The sequence below is a fragment of the Paracoccus broussonetiae genome, from assembly GCF_031854425.1.
Lineage (GTDB): Bacteria > Pseudomonadota > Alphaproteobacteria > Rhodobacterales > Rhodobacteraceae > Paracoccus > Paracoccus broussonetiae.
Genome location: NZ_JAVRQI010000001.1, coordinates 46,218 through 66,336 on the forward strand (window position 1 = coordinate 46,218; position 20,119 = coordinate 66,336).

Consider the following 20,119-nt stretch of genomic DNA (forward strand, 5'->3'; position numbering starts at 1 on the left):
CGGGAGGCGCCCGACGGAAGGCTGGAGGAACAGACATGGCCAATTTCGCAACTGCCGCAGACCGCAATGCGGTCGAGGCCGAAATGCCGTATGAGCAAAGGGATCTGCCGAACTCGGTCTATCAGATGCTCAGCCGGACCCGTGAGCTTTATCCCGACCGACCCGCGATCAGCTTCCAGCTTCTGTCCGACCCCAAGTCCAAGTCCCGCACCCTGACCTGGAACGACCTGCACGGCCGCGTGACCGAGACCGCGAATTTGTTCCGCTCGTTGGGAATCGGGCCGAACGATGTCGTGGCCTATCTGCTGCCGAACGCGGTCGAGACCCCGGTGATCCTGCTTGCCGCGGCAACGGCGGGTATCGTGAACCCGATCAATCCGCTGCTGGATGCCGAACAGATCGCCGGCATCCTGCGCGAGACCGGGGCCAAGGTGCTGGTGACGCTGAAGCCCTTTCCGAAATCGGATGTGGCCCAGAAGGCCGCCGATGCCGTTGCGCTGGCCCCGAACGTCAAGACCGTGCTGCAGGTCGATCTTCGCAGCTATCTGGGTGGCTTGAAGCGCCTGGCGATCCCGTTCCTGCGGCCCAAGCTGAACATCACGAACAGCGCGAAATACCTGGACTTCGAGGCCGCGACCAGCGCGCAACGCCATAATCGCCTGAATTTCGAGGAACCCGAGGGCGACCGCGTCTCGGCCTATTTCCATACGGGCGGCACCACCGGCACACCCAAGGTCGCGCAGCACAAGCAGTCAGGGATGATCTATAACGGCTGGCTCGGCTCGACGCTTCTGTTCAACGAACAGGATGTGCTGATGTGCCCCCTGCCGATGTTCCACGTCTTTGCCGCCTATCCGGTGCTGATGTCCTGCGTCGCATCGGGCGCGCAACTGGTGATGCCAACCCCGGCCGGTTATCGCGGCGAAGGTGTCTTCGCGAATTTCTGGAAGCTGATCGAGCGGTGGGAGGCGACGTTCCTGATCACCGTCCCGACCGCGATCTCGGCACTGATGAACCGGCCGGTCGACGCGGATGTCTCGTCTCTGAAGACCGCGATTTCGGGATCGGCCCCCCTGCCGATCGAGCTTTACAACCGCTTCAAGGCCGCAACCGGAGTCGAGATTTCGGAAGGCTACGGCCTGACCGAGGCGACCTGCCTGGTGTCCTGCAACCCGATCAACGGGATGAAGAAGGTGGGGTCGGTCGGACTGCCCTTGCCCTATACCCATGTCCGCATCCTTCGGCGCACGCCCGAGGGCTATCACGAATGCGCCACGGACGAGATCGGCGAGATCTGCATCGCCAGCCCCGGCGTCTTTGAAGGTTCGACATATACCGAGCCGGACAAGAACCACGAACTGTTCGCCGAAAACCGTTTCCTGCGCACGGGCGATCTGGGGCGGCTGGACAGCGACGGGTACCTGTGGATCACCGGGCGGGCCAAGGATCTGATCATCCGTGGCGGCCACAACATCGATCCCGCGATGATCGAGGACGCGCTGCTGTCCCATCCCAAGGTCGCCTTTGTCGGCGCCATCGGACAACCCGACAGCTTTGCCGGGGAATTGCCCTGCGCCTATGTCGAACTGGTGCCGGGTGCGGTGGTCAGCATCGACGAGCTGACCCGGCACGCGCGCGACCATATCCACGAGCGCGCGGCGATCCCGAAGCATATCGAGATCATGACCGAGCTTCCCAAGACCGCCGTCGGCAAGATCTTCAAGCCGGACCTGCGCAAACTGGCGATCCAGCGCGTGCTGACCGCCGCACTGGCCAAGGCGGGCATTCCCGTCGAGGTTGCCGAGGTCGTCGAGGACAAGAAGCGCGGTCTGGTTGCCAAACTGGTCCGCAAGTCACAGGTCGAGGACGCGGTCGTCGCCGAATGCTTGGGCCAGTTCACCCTGCCTTGGGATCTGGCCTGATATTGCACAACCATAGGTTGCAACGCCGACCTGCCCGATGCTAGCCTTCCGGAACAGAGTTTCGGGAGGATATCGGTGCGGATCAGGTTCGAGGCGCAGGACGACAGGGGCGACGCGGTTCTGGAAGAGGAACTGGCCGAAGCCCCGACCCAAAATCGCGCCCCGCAATGGCTGGTCGACTTCCGCCAAAGCTCTGGCAGGGGGTTCTATCAGTCGCTGGGCGACCATGCGATTGTCCTGGCCGAGCGCGGCAGCGATCATCTGGTCGTCAGCTTCGACAATCTTTCCTCGGCCCGCGATCAGGCGATGGACCGCGACCCCTGGGGCTATGGTTTCGTCGCTCGCAACGGCTGGTCGCAGCTTGGGGTGCTGGCCTTTCGTCCCAGCTGGTTCCGGGACGAGGCCCTGTTTGCCGAGATGCGCCGGCTGGCCGAAGCCGGTCTGTTCCGCCGTTTCAAGCGCGTCGTCCTGACCGGCACCTCGATGGGCGGATACGCGGCCTGCGCCTTCGCCTCGCTGGTGCCGGGCTGCGACGTGATCGCCTTTTCGCCGCAATCGACGCTCAGCAAGTCACTTGTGCCCTGGGAGCCGCGCTTTTCCAGCGGACGCAAGGCGGATTGGAGCGGTGATTTCGTGGATGCGGCAGAGGAATGCCGCGCCGCGCGTCGGGTCTGGCTGGTCTATGACCCGCTGTTCGAAGCCGACCGCCGCCATGTCGATCGCTTCCGGGGCGAAAATGTCGTTCCCCTGCCTGCGCGCTATGCCGGGCATAAATCCGCGATGTTCCTGCGCAAGGCGGGCATCCTGTCGACGGTGATGCGGCAGGCCGTCACGGACGAACTGACGCCGGCGCGCTTCTTTCATACTTTGCGTCAGGGGCGCGCGCTGCCCTGGTTCATCAACGGGTTGGCGAACCGCATCATCGAGAAGAAGCGCACCTCGCTGATCCCGCAGCTTCTGGCGGTGCTGGAGGGGCCGGGCAGCGACATGCTGGCGCGCAGCATCCGACAGCGTGCAGCACATGACGGCTTGCTACCCCTGCAACCCCGCAAGCGGGGTCAGGGTCAAGGCAAGGGCCAGAGCCCGCGTCAGGGTATCAAGGCTTTGCCGAAGCCAAAGGATCAGATCCGCCTGCCCCCGGCTGCTGCGGAGGCGGCACCCGCCCCCGCAGTCCCGAACGAGCCCGGAGAGCCGCCGATCTGGACAGCTTTCCGCCAGCAAGAAACCCTGGGCATTCCCGCCGATTTGCCTTGGCAGCCCGCCGCGCGCGGCGGGCTGTAACAAGTTCGGCGGCGGGTCAGCCGGCCTGCCGCACGTCCTGCGCTTGGTCGCTGACCGCATTGATCCGCTCGGCGATCTTGAAGTATCCGGTGCGGGTATAGTGGTCGCTGTCAACGAATTCGCCCGCCGGAACCACCGCGTCGATATCGACGAACTCGGCCCCGGCATGGATGATGCAGAATTCGCGGCAAAGCCGGTTGAACGCCTGCCGGTCCTCGGCCGTGCGCTGCGCCTGTTCCCCCGTCGTCGAGACACCGATCAGGAACATCCGCGCATCCGGCCGCTTCAGCGCATGAACCCGCGCAAAGGCCGCGCGCATCAGGTCCACCCTCTGCTCCAGCGTCAGCCGCAGATGCCGCATCGCGCGCAGCATCCGGATCGAATTCTGCGGATCGCGCGTCAGCGCGGCAAGGCGCTTTGGCGGCACGGTCACCAGATAGCGGTCGGGCTGGTTCTCGCCCTCATGGGTGAACAGGTTCTGCGTGCAGAAGGAAAAGAACATCGACAGGATGATGACATCCGACGCGGCGAAACCCGCATCCGCGTCAAGCAGATCACGCAGGCTGTGGCCAGCGACGTTCTGCATGACCCAGTTGCGGTCCAGCGTCCTGTCGCGGGGGTTCAGCAGGAAGCCCGCATCGTCATAGCGCACGATCACGCCCTGGTCGTCCTGCTTGTTCACGAACTCGATCCGGCGAGCGCCACAATAGAACGAGACCTGCTGCAGGTCGCAGCCCCCCACAAGGATCAGGCTGCGATCCGAACCCGCCTCGGGTGGCTGGCCGAATTCGGTCACGGAGCGGATCCAGTCGACTTGGGCCGGGGTGTCCAGACCGTTCGCGACCGGCGGCACGACCGTGAATTCCGGCTGGCCCAGATGGCGCCACACCCATTGCTCGACCCCCATGTTCAGAGTGCGGCAGGAAAAGGCGAAATGATGGACCGTGGTGCCGCTGAAGCGGACCCGCACACAGAAGAAACCGACGATGCCGTAATCGCCATAGCGGTCGCGGACATGGACCAGACCGGCATGGACGCCGGGGACGCGCAGCAGTTCCTCCAGTTCGGCCCGTTGGGCGGCGTCATGGACGCGCTGCTTGGTGAAGTTCAGCTGGTTGGTGCGGTTGATCAGTTCGACGACCCGGTCCATGTGCCCGTCAAGGTCGGTGATGATCTTCAGCTCGATCCCGGACTGGCGCAGGAATTCCTCGTTGGAGAGGCCGCCGGTCTGCTGGTCCGCCTCGCGCGTTTCCATGATCCGGTACTGGTCCAGCCGGGTCAGCTTGTGGTCGTCCTTGCCCTGGCATTGCGGCAGGTCGAGCAAACCCGTCAGGTCCGGGGCCGATCCGTCGGTCGTCCCCTTGGCATCGACACAGGCAATGCCGGGGCAAAAGTACCGCACCTCTTCCAGGTTCAGGTGGTTGTCGTCCAGAAAGACCGTGTTCTCTGCCCGGAGTCCCATGCGCTCCAGCATGGACTTGATCGCCGCGCCCTTGGGCGTCCAGTCGATATGAGGAAAGACGAACAGATCCCAGACGCCCAGTTCCTGCAGCTTGTCGCGTGCCGTGGCGAAGTCGTTCTTCGAACAGATGGAACACATGATGCCGCGTTCGACCAGTTTGCGGATCATGGCCAGATGGGCCGCAACCGGCGTGATCCCGCCCTCGGACAGCGTGCCCTGCCAGAAAGTCTCGTCTAGATCCCAGATCACGAGCTTGGTGTCGTGTTTCAGGTCCGAATATCTGTCCGTATCCATGTCGCCTCCCCGTGGATATGCCATCGGCAAATGCTACCTATGGTTGTTTCACATGGAAAGCCGAATAACCGTGGGGAGAGTGGTCGCCGGTATGAAAAAAGGGGCAAGGCCCTGCGGCCCTGCCCCCGATGTCATCGCCTGCAAAGGCAGGGGATCAGCGGGTGAACTTCTTGTATTTCACGCGCTTGGGTTCGACCGAATCCGGGCCGAGGCGGCGGATCTTGTCTTTCTCGTAATCCTCGAAGTTGCCTTCGAAATATTCGACATGGGCATCGCCCTCGAAGGCAAGGATATGCGTGCACAGACGGTCGAGGAAGAAGCGGTCGTGCGAGATGATGATCGCGCAGCCGGCAAAGTTCTCGATCGCCGCTTCCAGCGCCTGCAGCGTTTCCACGTCCAGATCGTTGGTCGGTTCGTCGAGCAGCAACACGTTGCCGCCCGATTTCAGCAACTTGGCCATGTGGACGCGGTTGCGTTCACCACCCGAGAGCAGGCCGACTTTCTTCTGCTGGTCGCCGCCCTTGAAGTTGAACGAGCCGACATAGTTGCGGCTGGAGACCTGTGCATCGCCCAGTTCGATCATCTCGGCACCGCCCGAGATTTCTTCCCAGACGGTCTTGTTCGGGTCGAGGCTGTCGCGCGACTGATCGACGAAGGACAGCTTGACGGTATCGCCGATCGTCACGGTGCCTTCATCGGGCTGCTCCTGCCCGACCAGCATCTTGAACAGCGTCGATTTACCCGCGCCGTTCGGACCGATCACGCCGATGATGCCACCCGGCGGCAGGCTGAACGAGAGGTTCTCGATCAGTTGCTTGTCGCCCATGTGCTTTTTCAGGCCCTCGACCTCGATGACCTTGTTGCCAAGGCGCGGGCCGTGCGGAATGACGATCTGGGCGGTGCCGACCAATTCCTTGACCGATTCATCGGCCATCTTGTTATAGGCGGCGATACGGGCCTTGGATTTCGCCTGACGGGCTTTCGCACCGGCGCGGATCCATTCCAATTCCTTCTCCATGGCCTTTTGCTTGGACTTGTCCTCGCGTGCCTCTTGGGCGATGCGCTTGGCTTTTGCGTCCAGCCAGCTGGAATAGTTGCCTTCATGCGGGATGCCGCGGCCGCGTTCCAGTTCGAGGATCCAGGTCGTGATGTCGTCGAGGAAGTAGCGGTCGTGGGTCACGGTCAGGATCGTGCCCTTGTATTCGATCAGGTGCTTTTGCAGCCAGGCGATAGTCTCGGCGTCCAGGTGGTTGGTCGGTTCGTCGAGCAGCAGCATATCCGGCGCTTCCAGCAGCAGCTTGCACAGCGCGACGCGGCGACGTTCACCACCCGACAGGGTCTCGACATCGGCATCGTCCGGCGGGCAGCGCAGGGCCTCCATGGCGATATCGACCTGGTTGTCCAGATCCCACAGATTCTCGGCGTCGATCTCGTCCTGCAGACGCGCCATTTCATCGGCGGTCTCGTCCGAATAGTTCATCGCCAGTTCGTTATAGCGGTCGAGCTTCGCCTGCTTGGCGGCGACGCCTTCCATCACGTTGGCGCGCACATTCAGCGCAGGGTCCAGATAGGGTTCCTGCGACAGGTAGCCGACCTTGGCGCCCTTGGCGGCCCAGGCCTCACCCTGAAAATCCTTGTCCATGCCTGCCATGACCTTCAGCAGGGTGGACTTACCCGCACCGTTCACGCCCACGACGCCGATCTTGACGCCGGGCAGGAAGTTCAGGTGGATGTTCTCGAATACCTTCTTGCCGCCGGGATAGGTCTTGGACACCCCGTCCATGTGATAGACATACTGGTAGGAGGCCATGCTCTTTCCTCGTTCAAATGAATCCGCTTGGGTTTGGCCCGCTTTTTAGTGCAGACGCCGCGAAAGGGAAAGTGCTGGGCGCGCTAGCGGAACTGTGCCGTGAAGTCCTTGCCGAAGGCCTCGTCAAGGAAGGTGAATTGCGGCTCCAGCTTCTCGCGCAGGCGGGCGCGCGCCTGATCCGGAACCGATAGCCCCTGCGCCGAGGCAAAGACCTTGCGCCCCATGTCGTTATAGTCGTGGGGTGGCAGCCCCAGGAAAGACTCTACCCGGCGCAGGAAGGTCAGCGGATCGCGCGCGATCAGGCCAAAAGGCATGTAAAGCAGCCGGTCGGGTCCAAAATGCGCGTTCCAACGCGGGACATAGTTCAGGTAATCGCCGCGATCCATCAGCACGGGGTTTTCAACCTCGGCCAGCCATTCCTCGACCGAGGCGGGGGTGCGCTTGCCGCGGGTCAGGTTCATCTTCAGCTGCGAGATCGCGCGATCCACCGGATGGCGGATGATATAGATGAACTTCGCCTCCGGCAGGAATTTCGCAACAAACTCGACCCCCTCGGCGGGCAGGGTCGAATATTCCGGCGTCACGTCCATGATCCGCGCATCATCGGGCGCGGGCGAGAATACGGTCTTGTACCAGTGGTTGGTGAACATCGGCTCACGCGTGACACGGTTCAGGTATCGCTGGACTTCGGGCGGCACATCCTCGCCCTTGGCGGTCCAACGCTTCTGAATGCTCATCTTGGCGCGCTTGTAATGCCAGGGCAGCCATTTGCGATGCTCTTCCACATAGCGATGATTGAAGAACTGCACCTCCTTGAAGGGCGGAGTCCAGACATCGGGACGCTGCCCCAGCATCTGGGACAGCCAGGTCGTGCCGGCCTTCTGCGCGCCGATGCCCAGGAAATCCGGTTTGCGGGGTTTGCCGTTCGGGTTCCAGTTCATGCGTTTGGCCTTTGTCCTGCTTCTCGCGGGACAGTGTTAGGACAGCTGGACGCAGGGGGAAAGGTCGGACTGTCCGCTATTCTGTCACGAGCCGGTCTGTCACGAGCCGGGCGGGCAGCGGGGGCGCGAGGGATGAAGGCTTGAGCCCTCACTGCAGACAGTCCGAGATTTCCCCGCGTGAAGGCCGATCTGCACCGTTCGACGCTGAAGGAGTGGACCGGGCGTTCGACCATCTTGCCTGAATTGCTGAGCGATCACACCGCCAAGTCTGTGCGGGCGGAGCGAATTTTTGTCTGCTCGTGCAAGATTAAGGCCGCATATATCAAGCCCGAACTATCGTGGCAGCGTCGTGATTCCGTCCCCAGCCCGGGGCGGCATATTTCACAAGGCGCCACGGCGGCAATCTGTCAACCAATCGCGCCACCCACTCCTCCGAAGCAAACGAGAATCCGTACTCGCCTTCGCTTACCTTGATGCCGCGATCATTCTGATGCCTGATTGCTGCAGGCTTGTTGGGAATGAAATCGAAGCCTGTCAGCTGGAGGGTCCGTTTCATTGCGGCGAACCGTTCAGCGGCGATCATATGAGGATTGCGCGCCAATATCCTGTTCTCAATGTGTTCGATCGCTGTGGCTCCGTGGGTGGTGAAGATCACGATACCGCCGGCATTGGTGGCGCGCGCAAGAAAATCCAACAGGCTAACCCACCGATGCGCAGGCAAATGCGTGAATACGGAGCCAAGCCAGATCAGGTCGTAAGTTCTCGGCAATCTGATCTCGTCCAGGACCTCGCTCGATCTGGCCCAGTCGCCACCGAATGTTTCAGCACAGAAGCGCGCTGCTGGCTCCATGAGATCGCAGGCAGTGAGTTGCGCCTGCGGGAAACCGGCGGCAAGGGCCCTGTAGATTCGACCGTAGCCTGAGCCGAAGTCGAGGACAGTCGAAATACTCTCAGGCGAACGGCCTGCTGCAGCAAGGCCGTCGAGGACACAGGTCAAGCCCTGTCGAGCGGTCTGAAAGTAGCTGGCGAGATCGGCCGTGAGCATGTGGTCGTCAGGCGACATCGTCTCGTCGAATACGGCCAAAGGATCCTCCCTGATCAATCGACTCGTATGGCAGGGTAGCAGCGCCATTCGCACCTGGCAAAGCTGAAAGAAACGCTTTGCGCGCTGATTGGGGGAAGTGTCATGGACGGGGTCTGACGCGCGGAACGCAAGCCATGAGACTGCGGGCCGCGGCGACGAGCGGACATTATCATCAGCCATAGGCCGCCAGAATGCAGCGCCGCGCCGCAATCAGCCCGTCTTGGCATCTGCCGCAGATCCGCGATCCGTGGTTACGGACCCTTGTGCAGGTGAAGCAATCAGCGGCAATCTCCGCATTTCCCCTGCGACGCTGAACCCCTCAGCCCAGCCGGCCCCACAGATCGTATTCGCCCGCCTCGTCCACGGTCACACTGACGATGTCGCCGGGGGTCAGATCCTCGAATCCCTCGTCGATGAACAGGTTGCCGTCGATTTCGGGGGCATCGGCCTTGGTGCGGCAGGTCGCGCCTTCGGCATCGACGCTGTCGACGATCACGTCGATGCGGTGGCCAACCTTGGCGGCCAGCTTGGCCTCGGAAATGGCCTGCGCCTTTTCCATGAAGCGGTCCCAGCGGTCCTGCTTGACTTCGGCGGGCACATGGTCGGGCAGATCGTTGGCCCGCGCACCCTTGACGTTTTCGTATTGGAAGCAGCCGACGCGATCCAGTTGCGCCTCGTCCAGCCAATCGAGCAGCGTCTGGAACTCGGCCTCGGTCTCGCCGGGATAGCCGACGATGAAGCTCGAACGCAGGGTGATGTCCGGACAGGCCGCGCGCCATGCCACGATCTCGTCCAGCGTTCGCGCCGCCGCCGCGGGGCGCGCCATGCGCTTCAGCGTGTCCGGGTGGGCGTGCTGGAAGGGAATGTCCAGATAAGGCAGCACCAGCCCTTCGGCCATCAGCGGTATCAGGTCGCGCACATGCGGATAGGGATAGACGTAATGCAGGCGCACCCAGGCGCCGAGGCTGCCAAGATCGCGGGCAAGGTCGGTGATATGGGCGCGGTGCCCGCGTTCCGTCGCATATTTGCGATCGAGGCCATAGGCCGAGGTATCCTGCGAGATCACGAGCAATTCGCGCACGCCGGCCTCGACCAGCTTCTCGGCCTCGCGCATTACCGCGTGTGCGGGGCGGCTGACCAGCTTGCCGCGCATGTCGGGAATGATGCAGAACTTGCAGGCGTGGTTGCAGCCCTCGGAAATCTTGAGATAGCTGTAGTGGCGCGGGGTCAGGCTGACGCCCGAAGCCGGCAGCAGGTCGATAAACGGATCGGGGCTGGGCGGGACCGCGCCATGGACGGCATCCAGCACCTGTTCGTATTGCTGCGGACCCGTCACAGCCAGCACCGAGGGATGCGCGCCGGTGATGTATTCCGGCTCTGCCCCAAGGCAACCGGTCACGATGACCTTGCCGTTTTCGGCCAGCGCCTCGCCAATGGCCTGCAGGCTTTCCGCCTTAGCCGAATCGAGGAAACCGCAGGTGTTGACGATGACCGCGCCTGCACCCTTGTAGTCAGGGCTGATCGCGTAGCCTTCGGCGCGCAGGCGCGTCAGGATGCGTTCGCTGTCGACCAGCGCCTTGGGACAGCCAAGGCTGACCATGCCAATCGTGGGCTGCCCGTCCCTTCGCGTGGTGTCGAAGATCGGGCGGGGGGCTAGATCGGGGCGCAACAGGGGCGGGTTCTGGCTCATGATGGCGGCATATAGTGCGGCGCGGGCTGCTTGTTAAGCGGCAAGCGCCAGTTCGCGCACACACCGGAACGTCATTTCGCCTTGCGCGTTGGCTGAGGCATATCGCGTAAGGAAGAAGTTCAACATGTTGCTGTTCATGACCCGGATCCTCGCCTGCCTGACCCTTCTGCTGACCCTGCTGTCCCCGCTGACCGCCGAGGCGCAAAGCAGCGGCCGCGGAAAACCCATCGTCATCCTGAACGACAAGGGCGGGAACGTGGTCAAGACCATGAACCACCGCGAGAAGCTGGCGGCCAGTGGCCGCCCGGTCGAGATCCGCGGCTACTGCCGCTCGGCCTGCACGATGTACATCACCATGCCGAACGCCTGCCTTGGCCCCAAGGCGACGGTCGGCTTTCACGCGCCGCGCATCCCCGGAACCAAGATCATTCCCCCGGTCGTCGACCAGCTGATGGCGCGCTATTACCGCAATGGCATCCTGCGAAAGTGGAACGCCGAGTGGAAGCATTCGCTGAAAATGCACAAGATCAGCGCCCGCGAATATGTCCGGCTGGACCCGCAAACGCGACTTTGCCGCAGCTGACCCCAGATTCTTGGAATTAATCACGCGGTCTTGGGTTGCAAAACCACGCTGCGCCCCCCATTTATCGCGAGCCACGTTATTTCCATTGCACCCTGTCTCCTTTGTGGCTTCAGTCTGTGTTTTGATCTGACTGAGCCGGGTCGCCGCATGTTGCGGGCGACAAACACATAAGGAGACTACACGATGGCCAAGGGCACCGTGAAATGGTTCAACGCCACCAAGGGTTTCGGCTTCATCGCCCCCGAGAGCGGCGGCAAGGACGTGTTCGTCCACATCTCGGCGCTTGAGCGCGCCAACATCCGTCACCTCGAAGACGGTCAGGCTGTGACCTTCGAAGTCGAAGCCGGCCGTGACGGTCGTCAGTCGGCCCGTGATCTCGCGCTGGCCTAAGGCCGCGCCACGACGCCGATGACAAAGGCTCCGGCCGATCCCGGCCGGGCCAACCCTGTGGAGGAGGACCACATGGCTTCGAGGAAAGGCACCGACGGACTGTTTCGTTCCCCTGCCCCGCTGACGGCAATGGATCGCACCACGTCCGAGGCGCGGCACATCATCGACGAGCAGACTGCACGCCGCCAGGAGCTGACGGCCAAGCTGCGCGCCGAGCGAATGGCACGGGATGCAGGCGCCAATGCGCACGCACCCGCAACCAAGGCCCCCGAAACCTAGGTCAAGGCACCTACCCGCCACCTGATTCGCATTTTCCTTGGGAAATTACGGCTGCGGCGAGTCCGGGCGCTCATACCCCATTCAGAAATGGTTGCTGATCCGCGGCGGATGACCGCGCGGAGCCGCGATCTTTTGCACCATCAAACCCACTCCGAACAACGAAAGGCCGGAATGTCGAGCAAGAAAAGCATCAGAAGAAACGCCACCCGCAAGCAGCAGGCGCAACGTCGCCTTGCGATCATGTACCGCGAAAAGCGGGACCATCAAACCGAAGCCACCCCGCCGCTGCGCGGAGAGGTCGAACCGGCGATGCGGGCCCAGGCGCTGGCCTGAACCCGAAGCCGGATCCGGAAGCGGCGCGTTATTCGCGCAGCCGCCATCCCGTCAGGAAGATCCAGCGAATCGCCGCCATGCAGGCGAAGATCATCAGCGCGACCGCAACCAGCGATACGCCCACCGGCACGTCCGCCAGATCGAAGAAGGCCCAGCGGAACCCCGAGATCAGGTAAAGAACCGGGTTCAGCTTGGCGACACCTTCCCAGAAGGGCGGCAACATCGAGGCCGAGTAGAAAGCCCCGCCCAGGAATACCAGGGGCGTGATGACCATCATCGGCACGATCTGAAGCTGTTCGAAGCTTTTTGCCCAAAGCCCGATGATGAATCCCAGCAGCGAAAAGGCAGTCGCCGTCAGGATCAGGAAGGCGAGCATCCAGAACGGGTGCGCGATATGGACCCCGTTGAACCAGAAGCTGGTCAGCAGGATCACCAGCGCGATCATCACCGCCTTGGTCGCGGCGGCGCCGACAAAGCCCAGCGTCACCTCGATCCAGCCGGTGGGTGCGACCAGGTATTCATAGATCGTCCCCGAGAATTTAGGGAAATAGATCCCGAAGCTGGCATTGCTGACCGACTGTTGCAGTACGGTCAGCATCATCAGCCCCGGCACGATGAAGGCACCATAGCGCACCCCCTCGACCGACTGGATACGTCCACCGATGGCTGCGCCGAAGACCACAAAGTACAGCACCGTCGACAGGACCGGCGAGGCCAGGGATTGCCAGACTGTGCGGAAGAAACGGGCCATCTCATGGGTGTACATGGCACGGACGGAATGCCAGTTCATCATGCGACGGCCTCCTTCGGCTTGTCCTCGACAAGGGACATGAAGATTTCTTCCAGATTGCTCTGCTTGGTCGCCACGTCACGCACGGCGATGCCGTGCTGCGTCAGGTCGCCCAGCAGGCGCGCGATGCCGGTGCGGTCGGCATGGGTGTCGTATTCATAGCCAAGCTGCAATCCGTCCGACGAAAGCGTCAGGCCGCGTGCAGCCAGATCCGCAGGCAGGGCGGGGAGCGGGTCATAAAGCTCGATCGTCAGGTGCTTCCTGCCGAATTCGCCCATCAGCTCGGCCTTGGGCTTGACCAGCAGCAACTCGCCCCGGTTGATGACGCCGACGCGGTCGGCCATGTCCTCGGCTTCCTCAAGGTAATGCGTGGTCAGGATGATGGTCACGCCCTCGGCCCGCAATTCGCGGACCACCTGCCACATCTCGCGGCGCAAGGTGACGTCGACGCCCGCCGTCGGTTCGTCAAGGAACAGGACCTTGGGGCGATGCGACAGAGCCTTGGCGATCAGGACACGTCGCTTCATGCCGCCCGACAGCTCGCGCGTCTTGGCGTCGCGCTTTTCCCAAAGGGCAAGGCTGCGCAGCAGTCGTTCGATATACGCCTCGTCCGGGCCTTCGCCATAAAGGCCGCGGGTAAAGCGGACGCAGTCGATGACCTTCTCGAACGGCTCCAGCGCGATTTCCTGCGGCACCAGGCCGATCAGCTTGCGCGCCGCGCGCCAGTTCTTGCGGATATCATGGCCGCCGACGCGCACCGTACCCCCGGTTGGCGAGACAAGGCCGCAGATGATCGAGATCAGCGTGGTCTTGCCCGCGCCGTTCGGGCCGAGAAGCGCAAGAATTTCGCCCTCGTCGATGTTCAGGGTCACGTCATTCAGCGCCGCCGTTCCGCTGTCGTAGCGCTTGGAGAGATGGTCAATCTCGATAATGGAACTCATTGCGGATCCTATTCGTGAAAGGTGCCGGGACGGGCGGCGCGTTCGCGGTCATGACCGGCGCGTGGCCCTCGTCCGGCCCAAAAGGCAAGTCCCGGCGAAAACGCCGGGCCGGTCCGAGATAGGGATTGCCCCCGCCGGGGACAATGCCCCCTGTCAGTTTGCGTGTTTCTGCCCGGCAAGCGCCGCAGCGCCACCCGCCTCGTTGAAAAGTCGCAGGCTGGCGGTCTCGATCCGGTCTGTCAGCTGCGCCATCGCCGCCTCGACCGAGGTATCGGCGGTGATCGCGGGCAGGAATTCGACCACCGCGACGCCTGGCCGGATGGGGAAGCCGCGCTTGGGCCAGAACAGGCCGCAATTGACCGCGACGGGAATGATGGGCAGGCCCGTGCTGTGCTGGACCAGCGCCACGCCGGGTTTGTAGGGGGCCGAACTGCCCGGCCGCGTCCGCGTCCCTTCGGGATAGAAGATCAGCTGGCCCAGCCCTTGCGGCTTGGCCCGTGCGGCCGCGACGCCCGTGGTGATCTGGCGCATCGCCTCGCTTCCACGGGCACGGTCGATCGGGATGCTGCCGACCTTGCGCGCGAACCACCCCATGACGGGCACGTTCAGCACCTCGCGCTTCATCACGAAGGCGCGGCGCGGGCATGCCTGCGCGATGGCGAGGATGTCGAGAAAGCTTTGATGCTTGGCCGCGACCAGCAGATCGCCTGCCGGGGGCGTGCCCCGGTATTCGACCCGGATCCCGGCGATCACGCGTGCCCCGCCCATCATCAGGCGCAACCAGCGGGTCGCGGTGCGCTGCGCATTGGCCCCGTCGATCAGGGTGCCGGGCAAACCGACCAGACCGACCAGCAGGGTCATGACCGCAGCGTAAAGATAAAATGCCCCCGTCCGCAGCCAGTCGATGGCCGAGGCCGGGCGTGGACGATAGGCCGGTTGCATCAGCGCACCTCCCGCAACATCCGAAGCGCCGCCGAACGCGTGGCGGCAAAGCCGATTGCACCCGCGGCCACGGGGATCAGAAGCGGCCAAAGCCAGCCCCAGCCCTGAAAACCCAGCCCGGTCAGGAAGCCACCGGCCTCGTCCGCAGCCGGCAAGGCCCAGACAGCCGCCATGCCCAGCAGCGTTCCGCCCGCAGCCCCGGTCGCGGCGCGACGGGTGAAACGGCGCACGAAGGCGGTGGCGATGGTAATGTCGCGCGCCCCGATCAGGCGCAGGACGCGGATCACCTGACCGTTCGCCGCCAGCGCGGCCTTGGCCGCCAGCGTGATCATCGCACCCGAGGCCGCCGCGATCAGTAGCAGCGAGAAAAAGCCCAGATAGCGCAGGCGCGACGCGGCAGTGACCAACGGCTCGCGCCAACGGGTATGGTCGTCCAGAACGGCGGCGGGCACCTCGCCCTGCAGGCGCAGGCGCAGGGCATCGGCATCGAACCCCTCGGGTGCCTCGCGGATCTCGACCAGGCGCGGGATCGGCAGGGCGTCGACAGGCATGTCGGGACCGAACCACGGCTCCAGCAGCTTTTCGACCTCGGTATCGGGCAGAAGACGGCTTTCGGCGATGCCGGGCGTGGTTTTCAGGACTTCCATCACCGTCACGGTCTGGTCGTCGATCTGGTCCTGCGGCGCCGAGATGCGGACCGTCACGGTCTGCGCCAGTTCCGAGGACCAGCGTTCCGCCAGCCGCCCCGTCGCCAAGGCCAGCGCCAGCGCGAAGACCGCAAGAAACGCCATCGCCGCCGCCGAGAACACGGTCAGCTGCGCAGTGAACCCGGTCGGGGGAACGACACGGTCGGTCCCGGTCGCGTCGGGACGTGCCAGCCCGCGCCACAGCGCCGCGAGATCAAGGCTTTTCAGGTCACGCCGGCTCATAGGTCCGCCCCCGCCAGTTGCAGGCGCTTGCCCGCGATCCTCAGCACCCGCGCCTGCACATGCTGCTTGGCCGCGCGGATCAGGTGCATGTCATGGGTCGCGAACAGCACGGATTTGCCGGAATGGTTCAGCTCGACCAGCAGTTGCAGAAGGCGCATCGACATGTCCCAGTCAAGATTGCCGGTCGGCTCGTCCGCGATGATCAGGTCGGGCGACATGACGACGGCGCGGGCCAGCGCCGCGCGCTGGCGTTCGCCCCCAGACAGCGACGGCGGCAGCGACCGGCTCAGCGGGGCAAGCTGCACCCAGTTCAGCAGATCGCCAAGCGCCGGCATCTCGACCGGCTCGCCCGCGACGATCAGCGGCAAGGCGACATTCTCGGCCACGGGCATGTGGTCCAGGAACTGGGTATCCTGGTGAACGACGCCGACCCTGCGACGCAAGGCGGCGATACCGTCGCGGGACAACGCGGTCACGTCCTCTCCAAAAGCCGTCATCCGTCCGCTTGAGGGCAGCAGATCCGCATAGCAAAGCCGCAGGAAGGTGGTCTTGCCCGAACCCGAAGGACCGGTCAGGAAATGGAACGATCCCGGCTGCAGGCTGAGCGACATGTCCACCAGCAGCGGATCCCCTCCGCTGTAGCCAAAGGTCAGGTTCTGCATCTCGATCACTGGGGTCCCCTTCCTGCGGGCTTCTTGGCTCGCCCTTCGGGGCTTGATAGAACAGTCCGGCGGCGAATGCGAGACGCAGCCATGATCGCTCATCGCAATCACGAACGGCCAAGAAAGACACGGAATGCGCCTGACCTGTCCCCGTTGCGAAGCCCAGTATGAAATCCCGGAATCCGCGATTCCGGCCGCAGGGCGCGAGGTCGAGTGTTCGGCCTGCAGCCAGGTCTGGTTCCAGCCCGGCCCCGATTCCCCGCAATCCGCGGGCGAAGGCGCATCGCGCGCCGATTACGATCCCGATGCGCGCCCGGCGCTAAACCAGCCCCTGCACGAATCGATCCTGTCGATCCTTCGTGAGGAAACCGCCCGGGAACTCTCGGCCCGCCGGTCCGGTCCTCGCACCGATGCGGAAACCGGCGCACCCGGCGATGGCGATCACATTGCCGCGACTGGGACCGATCCGGACCTTGCGGGCGGGTTTCGTCGGGGCGGTCCGTCGCAACTGCCCGATCCGCGCGACATCGAATGGCCGGTCGCAACGGTCATCCTGCCGGGCGAGCCGCTGCCCCGACCCGAACCCGCAGCGACCGAGCAGCCCATCCCCGATGCCGACGCGGCGCCCCTGGTCGTGGATGAGCCGGTGCCCCAGCCGGAACCGCAGCCGGAACCCGAGGCACCCACCCCGCCCGCATCTGATCCAGAGCCCGAGCGGGTCGCACCCGCCCTGCCCGACGCCGCGCGCCTTGCGGCGACGCTTCTGCGCCATAAGCAGGACGAGGACGACAAGGATGCCGCACTGGACGAAAGCGACGGCGGTGCACCCATCGTCACTGCCCCCATGCTGTCGCGCCCTGCGCCCGCCGAAGCAAAGCCTGCCCCCGTCCCCGCGGTGATCGAGCCACGAGAGGTCGCACTGGTTTCGCCGCAGTCGGCGCTGGCAGAGCTGAACGAGGGGAAGCCCCGTTCAGGCTATGCCAAGGGTTTCGGGCTGGCGCTGGTGCTCGCGCTGGCCCTGCTGGCCTTTTATGCGCTGGCCGGAGCCTTCTCGACGGTGGGGGATGGCTCGTTCCTTGCCGAATCGCGGGCCGCCATGGACCAGGGGCGGCTTTGGCTGGCCGACCGGGTCGGTGCGCTGCTCTCTGGGGGAACCGGCGAGTAAGCCCTAGAAATTGTCGAGCAACCGACCCAGATAGTCGCGCTCATCCCGCGGACGTTCGCGTTCGCCGCTGCGACGGCGGATCTCATCCTGCAAGTCCCGGGCGCGCCGCGCCGGGTCCGGCCCTTCGGCCAGCGGTTCACCCGTGGTGATCGAGCTGCCGTTGCCGGCGGTCGAGCGGCCCAGCGGGTCCAGCGAGGGCTGCTGGCGATAGGCCTCGGCCAGACCGCGCTGGCCATTCCTTTCGCCCTCGGGGCCTTCGGGGCCGCCTTGCTGCTGGCCGGGCTGGGGTTGACCTTCCTGCCCCGGAGGCTGGTTCTGCGCCATCATGTCGCCAAGCGCGCGCATGCCTTCGCGCATGTTCTGGATGGCCTGTGCCTGACGGTCCATTGCCATTGCAGGATCGCGGTCGCGCAATGCCTGTTCGGCCTCCTCCATCGCGCGCCCAGCATCATCCAGACTGCGGCGGGCCTGTTCCCCCTGCGGCGTGCCACGGCCGGGCAAAAGCCCGCGCTGGCGCCCCAGTTCCTCGCGCAGCGCGCGCTGGCGTTCGGCCAGGCTTTGCTGACCCTGCCCGTCCTGTCCCTGGCCGTCCTGCTGCTGTCCTTCTTGCTGCTGGCCGCCTTGCTGCTGACTATCCTGCTGCCACTGGCCGTATTGGTCCTGCATATCGCGCATGGCCTCATCGGCCAGATCCTGCTGGTCGCGCAGGGTCTGGGCCAACCGGTCCATCGGGCGCTGGCGCCCCCCTCCTTGCCCGGGGGCCTGCGTGACCTGCATGTTCTGCATCATGCGGTTGAACTGATCCAGCAACTGCTGTGCCTCGGCCATGCGGCCCTCGTTCATCAGCCGCTGGATCTCGTCCATCATCTGCTGGATCTGGTCGCCGGTGATCTCGCGGCCCTGCTGGGGCGAGCGGTCGAAGCGTTCGGACGGGTCCTGGCCTTTCTGCGCCAGCATGTCGGTATAGGCATCGGTCGCCTTGCGCAGTTCATCCATCAGGCGCTGGATCTCGTCCGGGCTGGCACCGTTGCGGATTGCCTCGGACAGGCGTTCCTGCGCCTGCTGCATTCGCTGCAGCGCATCGGCAAGGCCACCATCCTCAAGTGCGACGGCCGCGTCCCACAGCACCTGCGCCAGGCGGTTGCGATCCTCGTCATCCAGCGGACCGGCCTCCAGCGTGGCGATCGCGCCCTTAAGGCCCAGGGCCAGGTCCTGCTCCATGAAGCCTTCGGGTTGCCAGCTGATCGTGCGCAGGATCTGGGCGCTGCGCGGAGCATTCTCGCGCGACCACAGCAGGTCGCGCCGGATCTCGATCAGGGCGGCGGCAAGCGGATCGAAGAAGCGCCGCCCCGGAAGCAGCATGTGGACAGGGGCCGAGGCGCCGGTCTGCTCGATCCCGTCGCTGACCTCCAGAGAGACCGTGACCGGCAGGTTGGCCCAGGGGTGGCGGGCCAGATCGGTCGAAAGCTGGCCGCGCAACTGCTTGCGGCTGCCGGTCGCGGGCAAAGGCAGGTCGATCTGCAATTCCTCGCGCGGTTCGGGGTCGATGGCCAGTCCAAAGCGGCGGTCCAGCGCATTCATGTCCAGCGCGATCCGCGCCTTGCCCGATACCACGCCATTGTCATCCGAGGCGGCGAAGGGCTGGACGAAATGCCCGTCCGCGCGCCGTTCCGGTGCCACGACCGGCTCGACCGTCGGCGGTGCATCCGGAATGACCGTCACGGGAAACTGGCGTCCCGCGATCTCGACCAGTCCATCACGCTCGGCCATGATTTCGGGCGCGGCGGGATCAGTTCCGGGCACCGCGCGGCCAATGGTCTGGGCCAGTTCGGCCCCCTCGCCATACAGGCGGAAGCTCAGCTTCGATCCTTGCGGCAGGTCCAGCACCTGCCCTTCGGGCAGCGCGTTCAGATAGATCGTCGGGCGGCGGGTATAGGCGGGCGGCTCGGCCCAGCCTTCCCAGCCGGGCGTCGCATCCATGCCTGGGGTGGCACCCGGCGCAGGGCGGAATGTCGCGCCCAGCGCGGCGATTCCCAGTCCCAACTGCCCCGCTGGCGCGAAAAGCAGCGCCATGACCAGCGCGACCAGCCCGACCAGCCGCAACCCGACCGGATCACGCCAGCGCAGCCGCGCATCGGGAATGACCGGCCGCGCCTCCTCGGCCTCGCGCGCCATGCGGGCAAGATGGGCCTGCCACAGCGCCTCGGCGCCGCCATCCTCTCGTCCGATGGCAACCTGATCGTGCAGCGCCGCCAGCGGGCGGCTTGGCAGGGTCGCATCGACCCTGGCACGCGCCTGCGCCGCACTTGGCCGCCACAGTCGCCGGGCGCCCCAAAGCGCGGACAGGACCAGCGCCAGAAGCGCGGCGAGCATGATCCAGAACAATGCGCGGGACGAGACCAGCTCGGCCGCGCCAAAGGCCAGCGCGGCCAGCACAAGCGCCAGCACGACGCCAAGGGGCCAGAAGGACGAGGCCAGCGATTCCCACCACATGCCCGCGCGGGTCAGTTCGACCGCGCGCCGCACAAGGGGGGAATCGGCCCGCCTCATGCGCCGCCACCCCCCTGCCCCGCCATCCAGTGGCGGGCGTCAGGACAAGGCAAAGCAGGCGCGCAGCGGGA

General features: G+C 64.6%; 18 protein-coding genes. 7 read left to right on the plus strand and 11 right to left on the minus strand.

The features are described from left to right. The first annotated feature begins 35 nt into the window (after positions 1-35). Positions 36-1,922 (plus strand): acyl-CoA synthetase, encoded by a 1,887-nt coding sequence (locus RM190_RS00235; RefSeq protein WP_311757373.1) that lies wholly within the window; start codon positions 36-38, stop codon positions 1,920-1,922. Between the two features lie 75 nt (positions 1,923-1,997). Continuing rightward, the gene (locus RM190_RS00240) at positions 1,998-3,203 is read left to right on the plus strand and encodes a hypothetical protein (protein ID WP_311757374.1); all 1,206 of its coding nucleotides are present in this window, start codon (positions 1,998-2,000) and stop codon (positions 3,201-3,203) included. Between the two features lie 16 nt (positions 3,204-3,219). Here RM190_RS00240 and RM190_RS00245 read toward each other — a convergent pair whose 3' ends face one another. The 5 genes from RM190_RS00245 to rimO form a co-directional block, all read right to left on the minus strand. Next, positions 3,220-4,959, minus strand: coding sequence for a hypothetical protein (locus RM190_RS00245; RefSeq protein WP_311757375.1), 1,740 nt, complete (start codon positions 4,957-4,959; stop codon positions 3,220-3,222). A gap of 154 nt (positions 4,960-5,113) precedes the next feature. After that, a complete protein-coding gene (gene ettA / locus RM190_RS00250) occupies positions 5,114-6,769 on the minus strand; it encodes an energy-dependent translational throttle protein EttA (protein WP_311757376.1) in 1,656 nt (551 codons plus the stop codon). 83 nt (positions 6,770-6,852) lie between these two features. Next, positions 6,853-7,710: a sulfotransferase family protein gene (locus tag RM190_RS00255; RefSeq protein WP_311757377.1), complete on the minus strand. Its 858-nt coding sequence runs from the start codon at positions 7,708-7,710 to the stop codon at positions 6,853-6,855. 322 nt (positions 7,711-8,032) lie between these two features. After that, on the minus strand, positions 8,033-8,794 hold the full coding sequence (locus RM190_RS00260) for a class I SAM-dependent methyltransferase (RefSeq protein ID WP_311757378.1): 762 nt from the start codon (positions 8,792-8,794) through the stop codon (positions 8,033-8,035). A gap of 319 nt (positions 8,795-9,113) precedes the next feature. Then, positions 9,114-10,484 carry a 30S ribosomal protein S12 methylthiotransferase RimO gene (rimO, locus tag RM190_RS00265; protein WP_311757379.1) on the minus strand — a complete coding sequence of 457 codons (1,371 nt, stop codon included), beginning with the start codon at positions 10,482-10,484 and terminating at the stop codon, positions 9,114-9,116. A gap of 124 nt (positions 10,485-10,608) precedes the next feature. Between rimO and RM190_RS00270 the strand changes: the two genes are divergently transcribed. From RM190_RS00270 to RM190_RS00285, 4 genes are all read left to right on the plus strand, one after another. Further along, positions 10,609-11,067: a hypothetical protein gene (locus RM190_RS00270; protein ID WP_311757380.1), complete on the plus strand. Its 459-nt coding sequence runs from the start codon at positions 10,609-10,611 to the stop codon at positions 11,065-11,067. Between the two features lie 183 nt (positions 11,068-11,250). Then, positions 11,251-11,457, plus strand: a complete 207-nt coding sequence (locus RM190_RS00275) for a cold-shock protein (protein WP_311757381.1) — start codon at positions 11,251-11,253, stop codon at positions 11,455-11,457. A 72-nt stretch (positions 11,458-11,529) separates the two neighbouring features. Next, positions 11,530-11,736, plus strand: coding sequence for a hypothetical protein (locus RM190_RS00280; RefSeq protein ID WP_311757382.1), 207 nt, complete (start codon positions 11,530-11,532; stop codon positions 11,734-11,736). Between the two features lie 171 nt (positions 11,737-11,907). Continuing rightward, positions 11,908-12,069, plus strand: coding sequence for a hypothetical protein (locus RM190_RS00285; protein WP_311757383.1), 162 nt, complete (start codon positions 11,908-11,910; stop codon positions 12,067-12,069). A gap of 28 nt (positions 12,070-12,097) precedes the next feature. On the opposite strand, the gene RM190_RS00290 is transcribed toward RM190_RS00285, so the two are convergent. The 5 genes from RM190_RS00290 to RM190_RS00310 all read right to left on the minus strand — a co-directional run bounded on the left by RM190_RS00290 (position 12,098) and on the right by RM190_RS00310 (position 16,342). After that, entirely contained in the window at positions 12,098-12,859 is a 762-nt protein-coding gene (locus RM190_RS00290) for an ABC transporter permease (RefSeq protein ID WP_311757384.1), read from the minus strand. After that, on the minus strand, positions 12,859-13,800 hold the full coding sequence (locus RM190_RS00295; protein WP_311757385.1) for an ABC transporter ATP-binding protein: 942 nt from the start codon (positions 13,798-13,800) through the stop codon (positions 12,859-12,861). Before RM190_RS00295 ends, RM190_RS00290 begins: the two co-directional genes overlap by 1 nt. Positions 13,801-13,953: 153 nt before the next feature. Continuing rightward, complete coding sequence (locus tag RM190_RS00300) at positions 13,954-14,742, minus strand: lysophospholipid acyltransferase family protein (RefSeq protein ID WP_311757386.1); 789 nt, start codon at positions 14,740-14,742, stop codon at positions 13,954-13,956. After that, on the minus strand, positions 14,742-15,671 hold the full coding sequence (locus RM190_RS00305; protein WP_311757387.1) for a cell division protein FtsX: 930 nt from the start codon (positions 15,669-15,671) through the stop codon (positions 14,742-14,744). Before RM190_RS00305 ends, RM190_RS00300 begins: the two co-directional genes overlap by 1 nt. After that, positions 15,668-16,342: a cell division ATP-binding protein FtsE gene (locus tag RM190_RS00310; protein ID WP_311757388.1), complete on the minus strand. Its 675-nt coding sequence runs from the start codon at positions 16,340-16,342 to the stop codon at positions 15,668-15,670. The genes RM190_RS00305 and RM190_RS00310 overlap by 4 nt, the downstream gene beginning before the upstream one ends. Positions 16,343-16,466: 124 nt before the next feature. Between RM190_RS00310 and RM190_RS00315 the strand changes: the two genes are divergently transcribed. Then, a complete protein-coding gene (locus RM190_RS00315; RefSeq protein ID WP_311757389.1) occupies positions 16,467-17,498 on the plus strand; it encodes a zinc-ribbon domain-containing protein in 1,032 nt (343 codons plus the stop codon). Between the two features lie 3 nt (positions 17,499-17,501). Here RM190_RS00315 and RM190_RS00320 read toward each other — a convergent pair whose 3' ends face one another. Next, positions 17,502-20,048, minus strand: coding sequence for a DUF4175 domain-containing protein (locus tag RM190_RS00320; protein WP_311757390.1), 2,547 nt, complete (start codon positions 20,046-20,048; stop codon positions 17,502-17,504). Between the last annotated feature and the right edge of the window lie 71 nt (positions 20,049-20,119).

Excerpts from the sequence above, each read along its gene's own strand:
- RM190_RS00235 (WP_311757373.1), top strand. The coding sequence starts at position 36 with ATGGCCAATTTCGCAACTGCCGCAGACCGCAATGCGGTCGAGGCCGAA.
- RM190_RS00245 (WP_311757375.1), bottom strand. The coding sequence starts at position 4,959 with ATGGATACGGACAGATATTCGGACCTGAAACACGACACCAAGCTCGTG.
- ettA (WP_311757376.1), bottom strand. The coding sequence starts at position 6,769 with ATGGCCTCCTACCAGTATGTCTATCACATGGACGGGGTGTCCAAGACC.
- RM190_RS00255 (WP_311757377.1), bottom strand. The coding sequence starts at position 7,710 with ATGAACTGGAACCCGAACGGCAAACCCCGCAAACCGGATTTCCTGGGC.
- rimO (WP_311757379.1), bottom strand. The coding sequence starts at position 10,484 with ATGAGCCAGAACCCGCCCCTGTTGCGCCCCGATCTAGCCCCCCGCCCG.
- RM190_RS00270 (WP_311757380.1), top strand. The coding sequence starts at position 10,609 with ATGTTGCTGTTCATGACCCGGATCCTCGCCTGCCTGACCCTTCTGCTG.
- RM190_RS00275 (WP_311757381.1), top strand. The coding sequence starts at position 11,251 with ATGGCCAAGGGCACCGTGAAATGGTTCAACGCCACCAAGGGTTTCGGC.
- RM190_RS00280 (WP_311757382.1), top strand. The coding sequence starts at position 11,530 with ATGGCTTCGAGGAAAGGCACCGACGGACTGTTTCGTTCCCCTGCCCCG.
- RM190_RS00285 (WP_311757383.1), top strand. The coding sequence starts at position 11,908 with ATGTCGAGCAAGAAAAGCATCAGAAGAAACGCCACCCGCAAGCAGCAG.
- RM190_RS00290 (WP_311757384.1), bottom strand. The coding sequence starts at position 12,859 with ATGAACTGGCATTCCGTCCGTGCCATGTACACCCATGAGATGGCCCGT.
- RM190_RS00295 (WP_311757385.1), bottom strand. The coding sequence starts at position 13,800 with ATGAGTTCCATTATCGAGATTGACCATCTCTCCAAGCGCTACGACAGC.
- RM190_RS00300 (WP_311757386.1), bottom strand. The coding sequence starts at position 14,742 with ATGCAACCGGCCTATCGTCCACGCCCGGCCTCGGCCATCGACTGGCTG.
- RM190_RS00305 (WP_311757387.1), bottom strand. The coding sequence starts at position 15,671 with ATGAGCCGGCGTGACCTGAAAAGCCTTGATCTCGCGGCGCTGTGGCGC.
- RM190_RS00315 (WP_311757389.1), top strand. The coding sequence starts at position 16,467 with ATGCGCCTGACCTGTCCCCGTTGCGAAGCCCAGTATGAAATCCCGGAA.
- RM190_RS00320 (WP_311757390.1), bottom strand. The coding sequence starts at position 20,048 with ATGAGGCGGGCCGATTCCCCCCTTGTGCGGCGCGCGGTCGAACTGACC.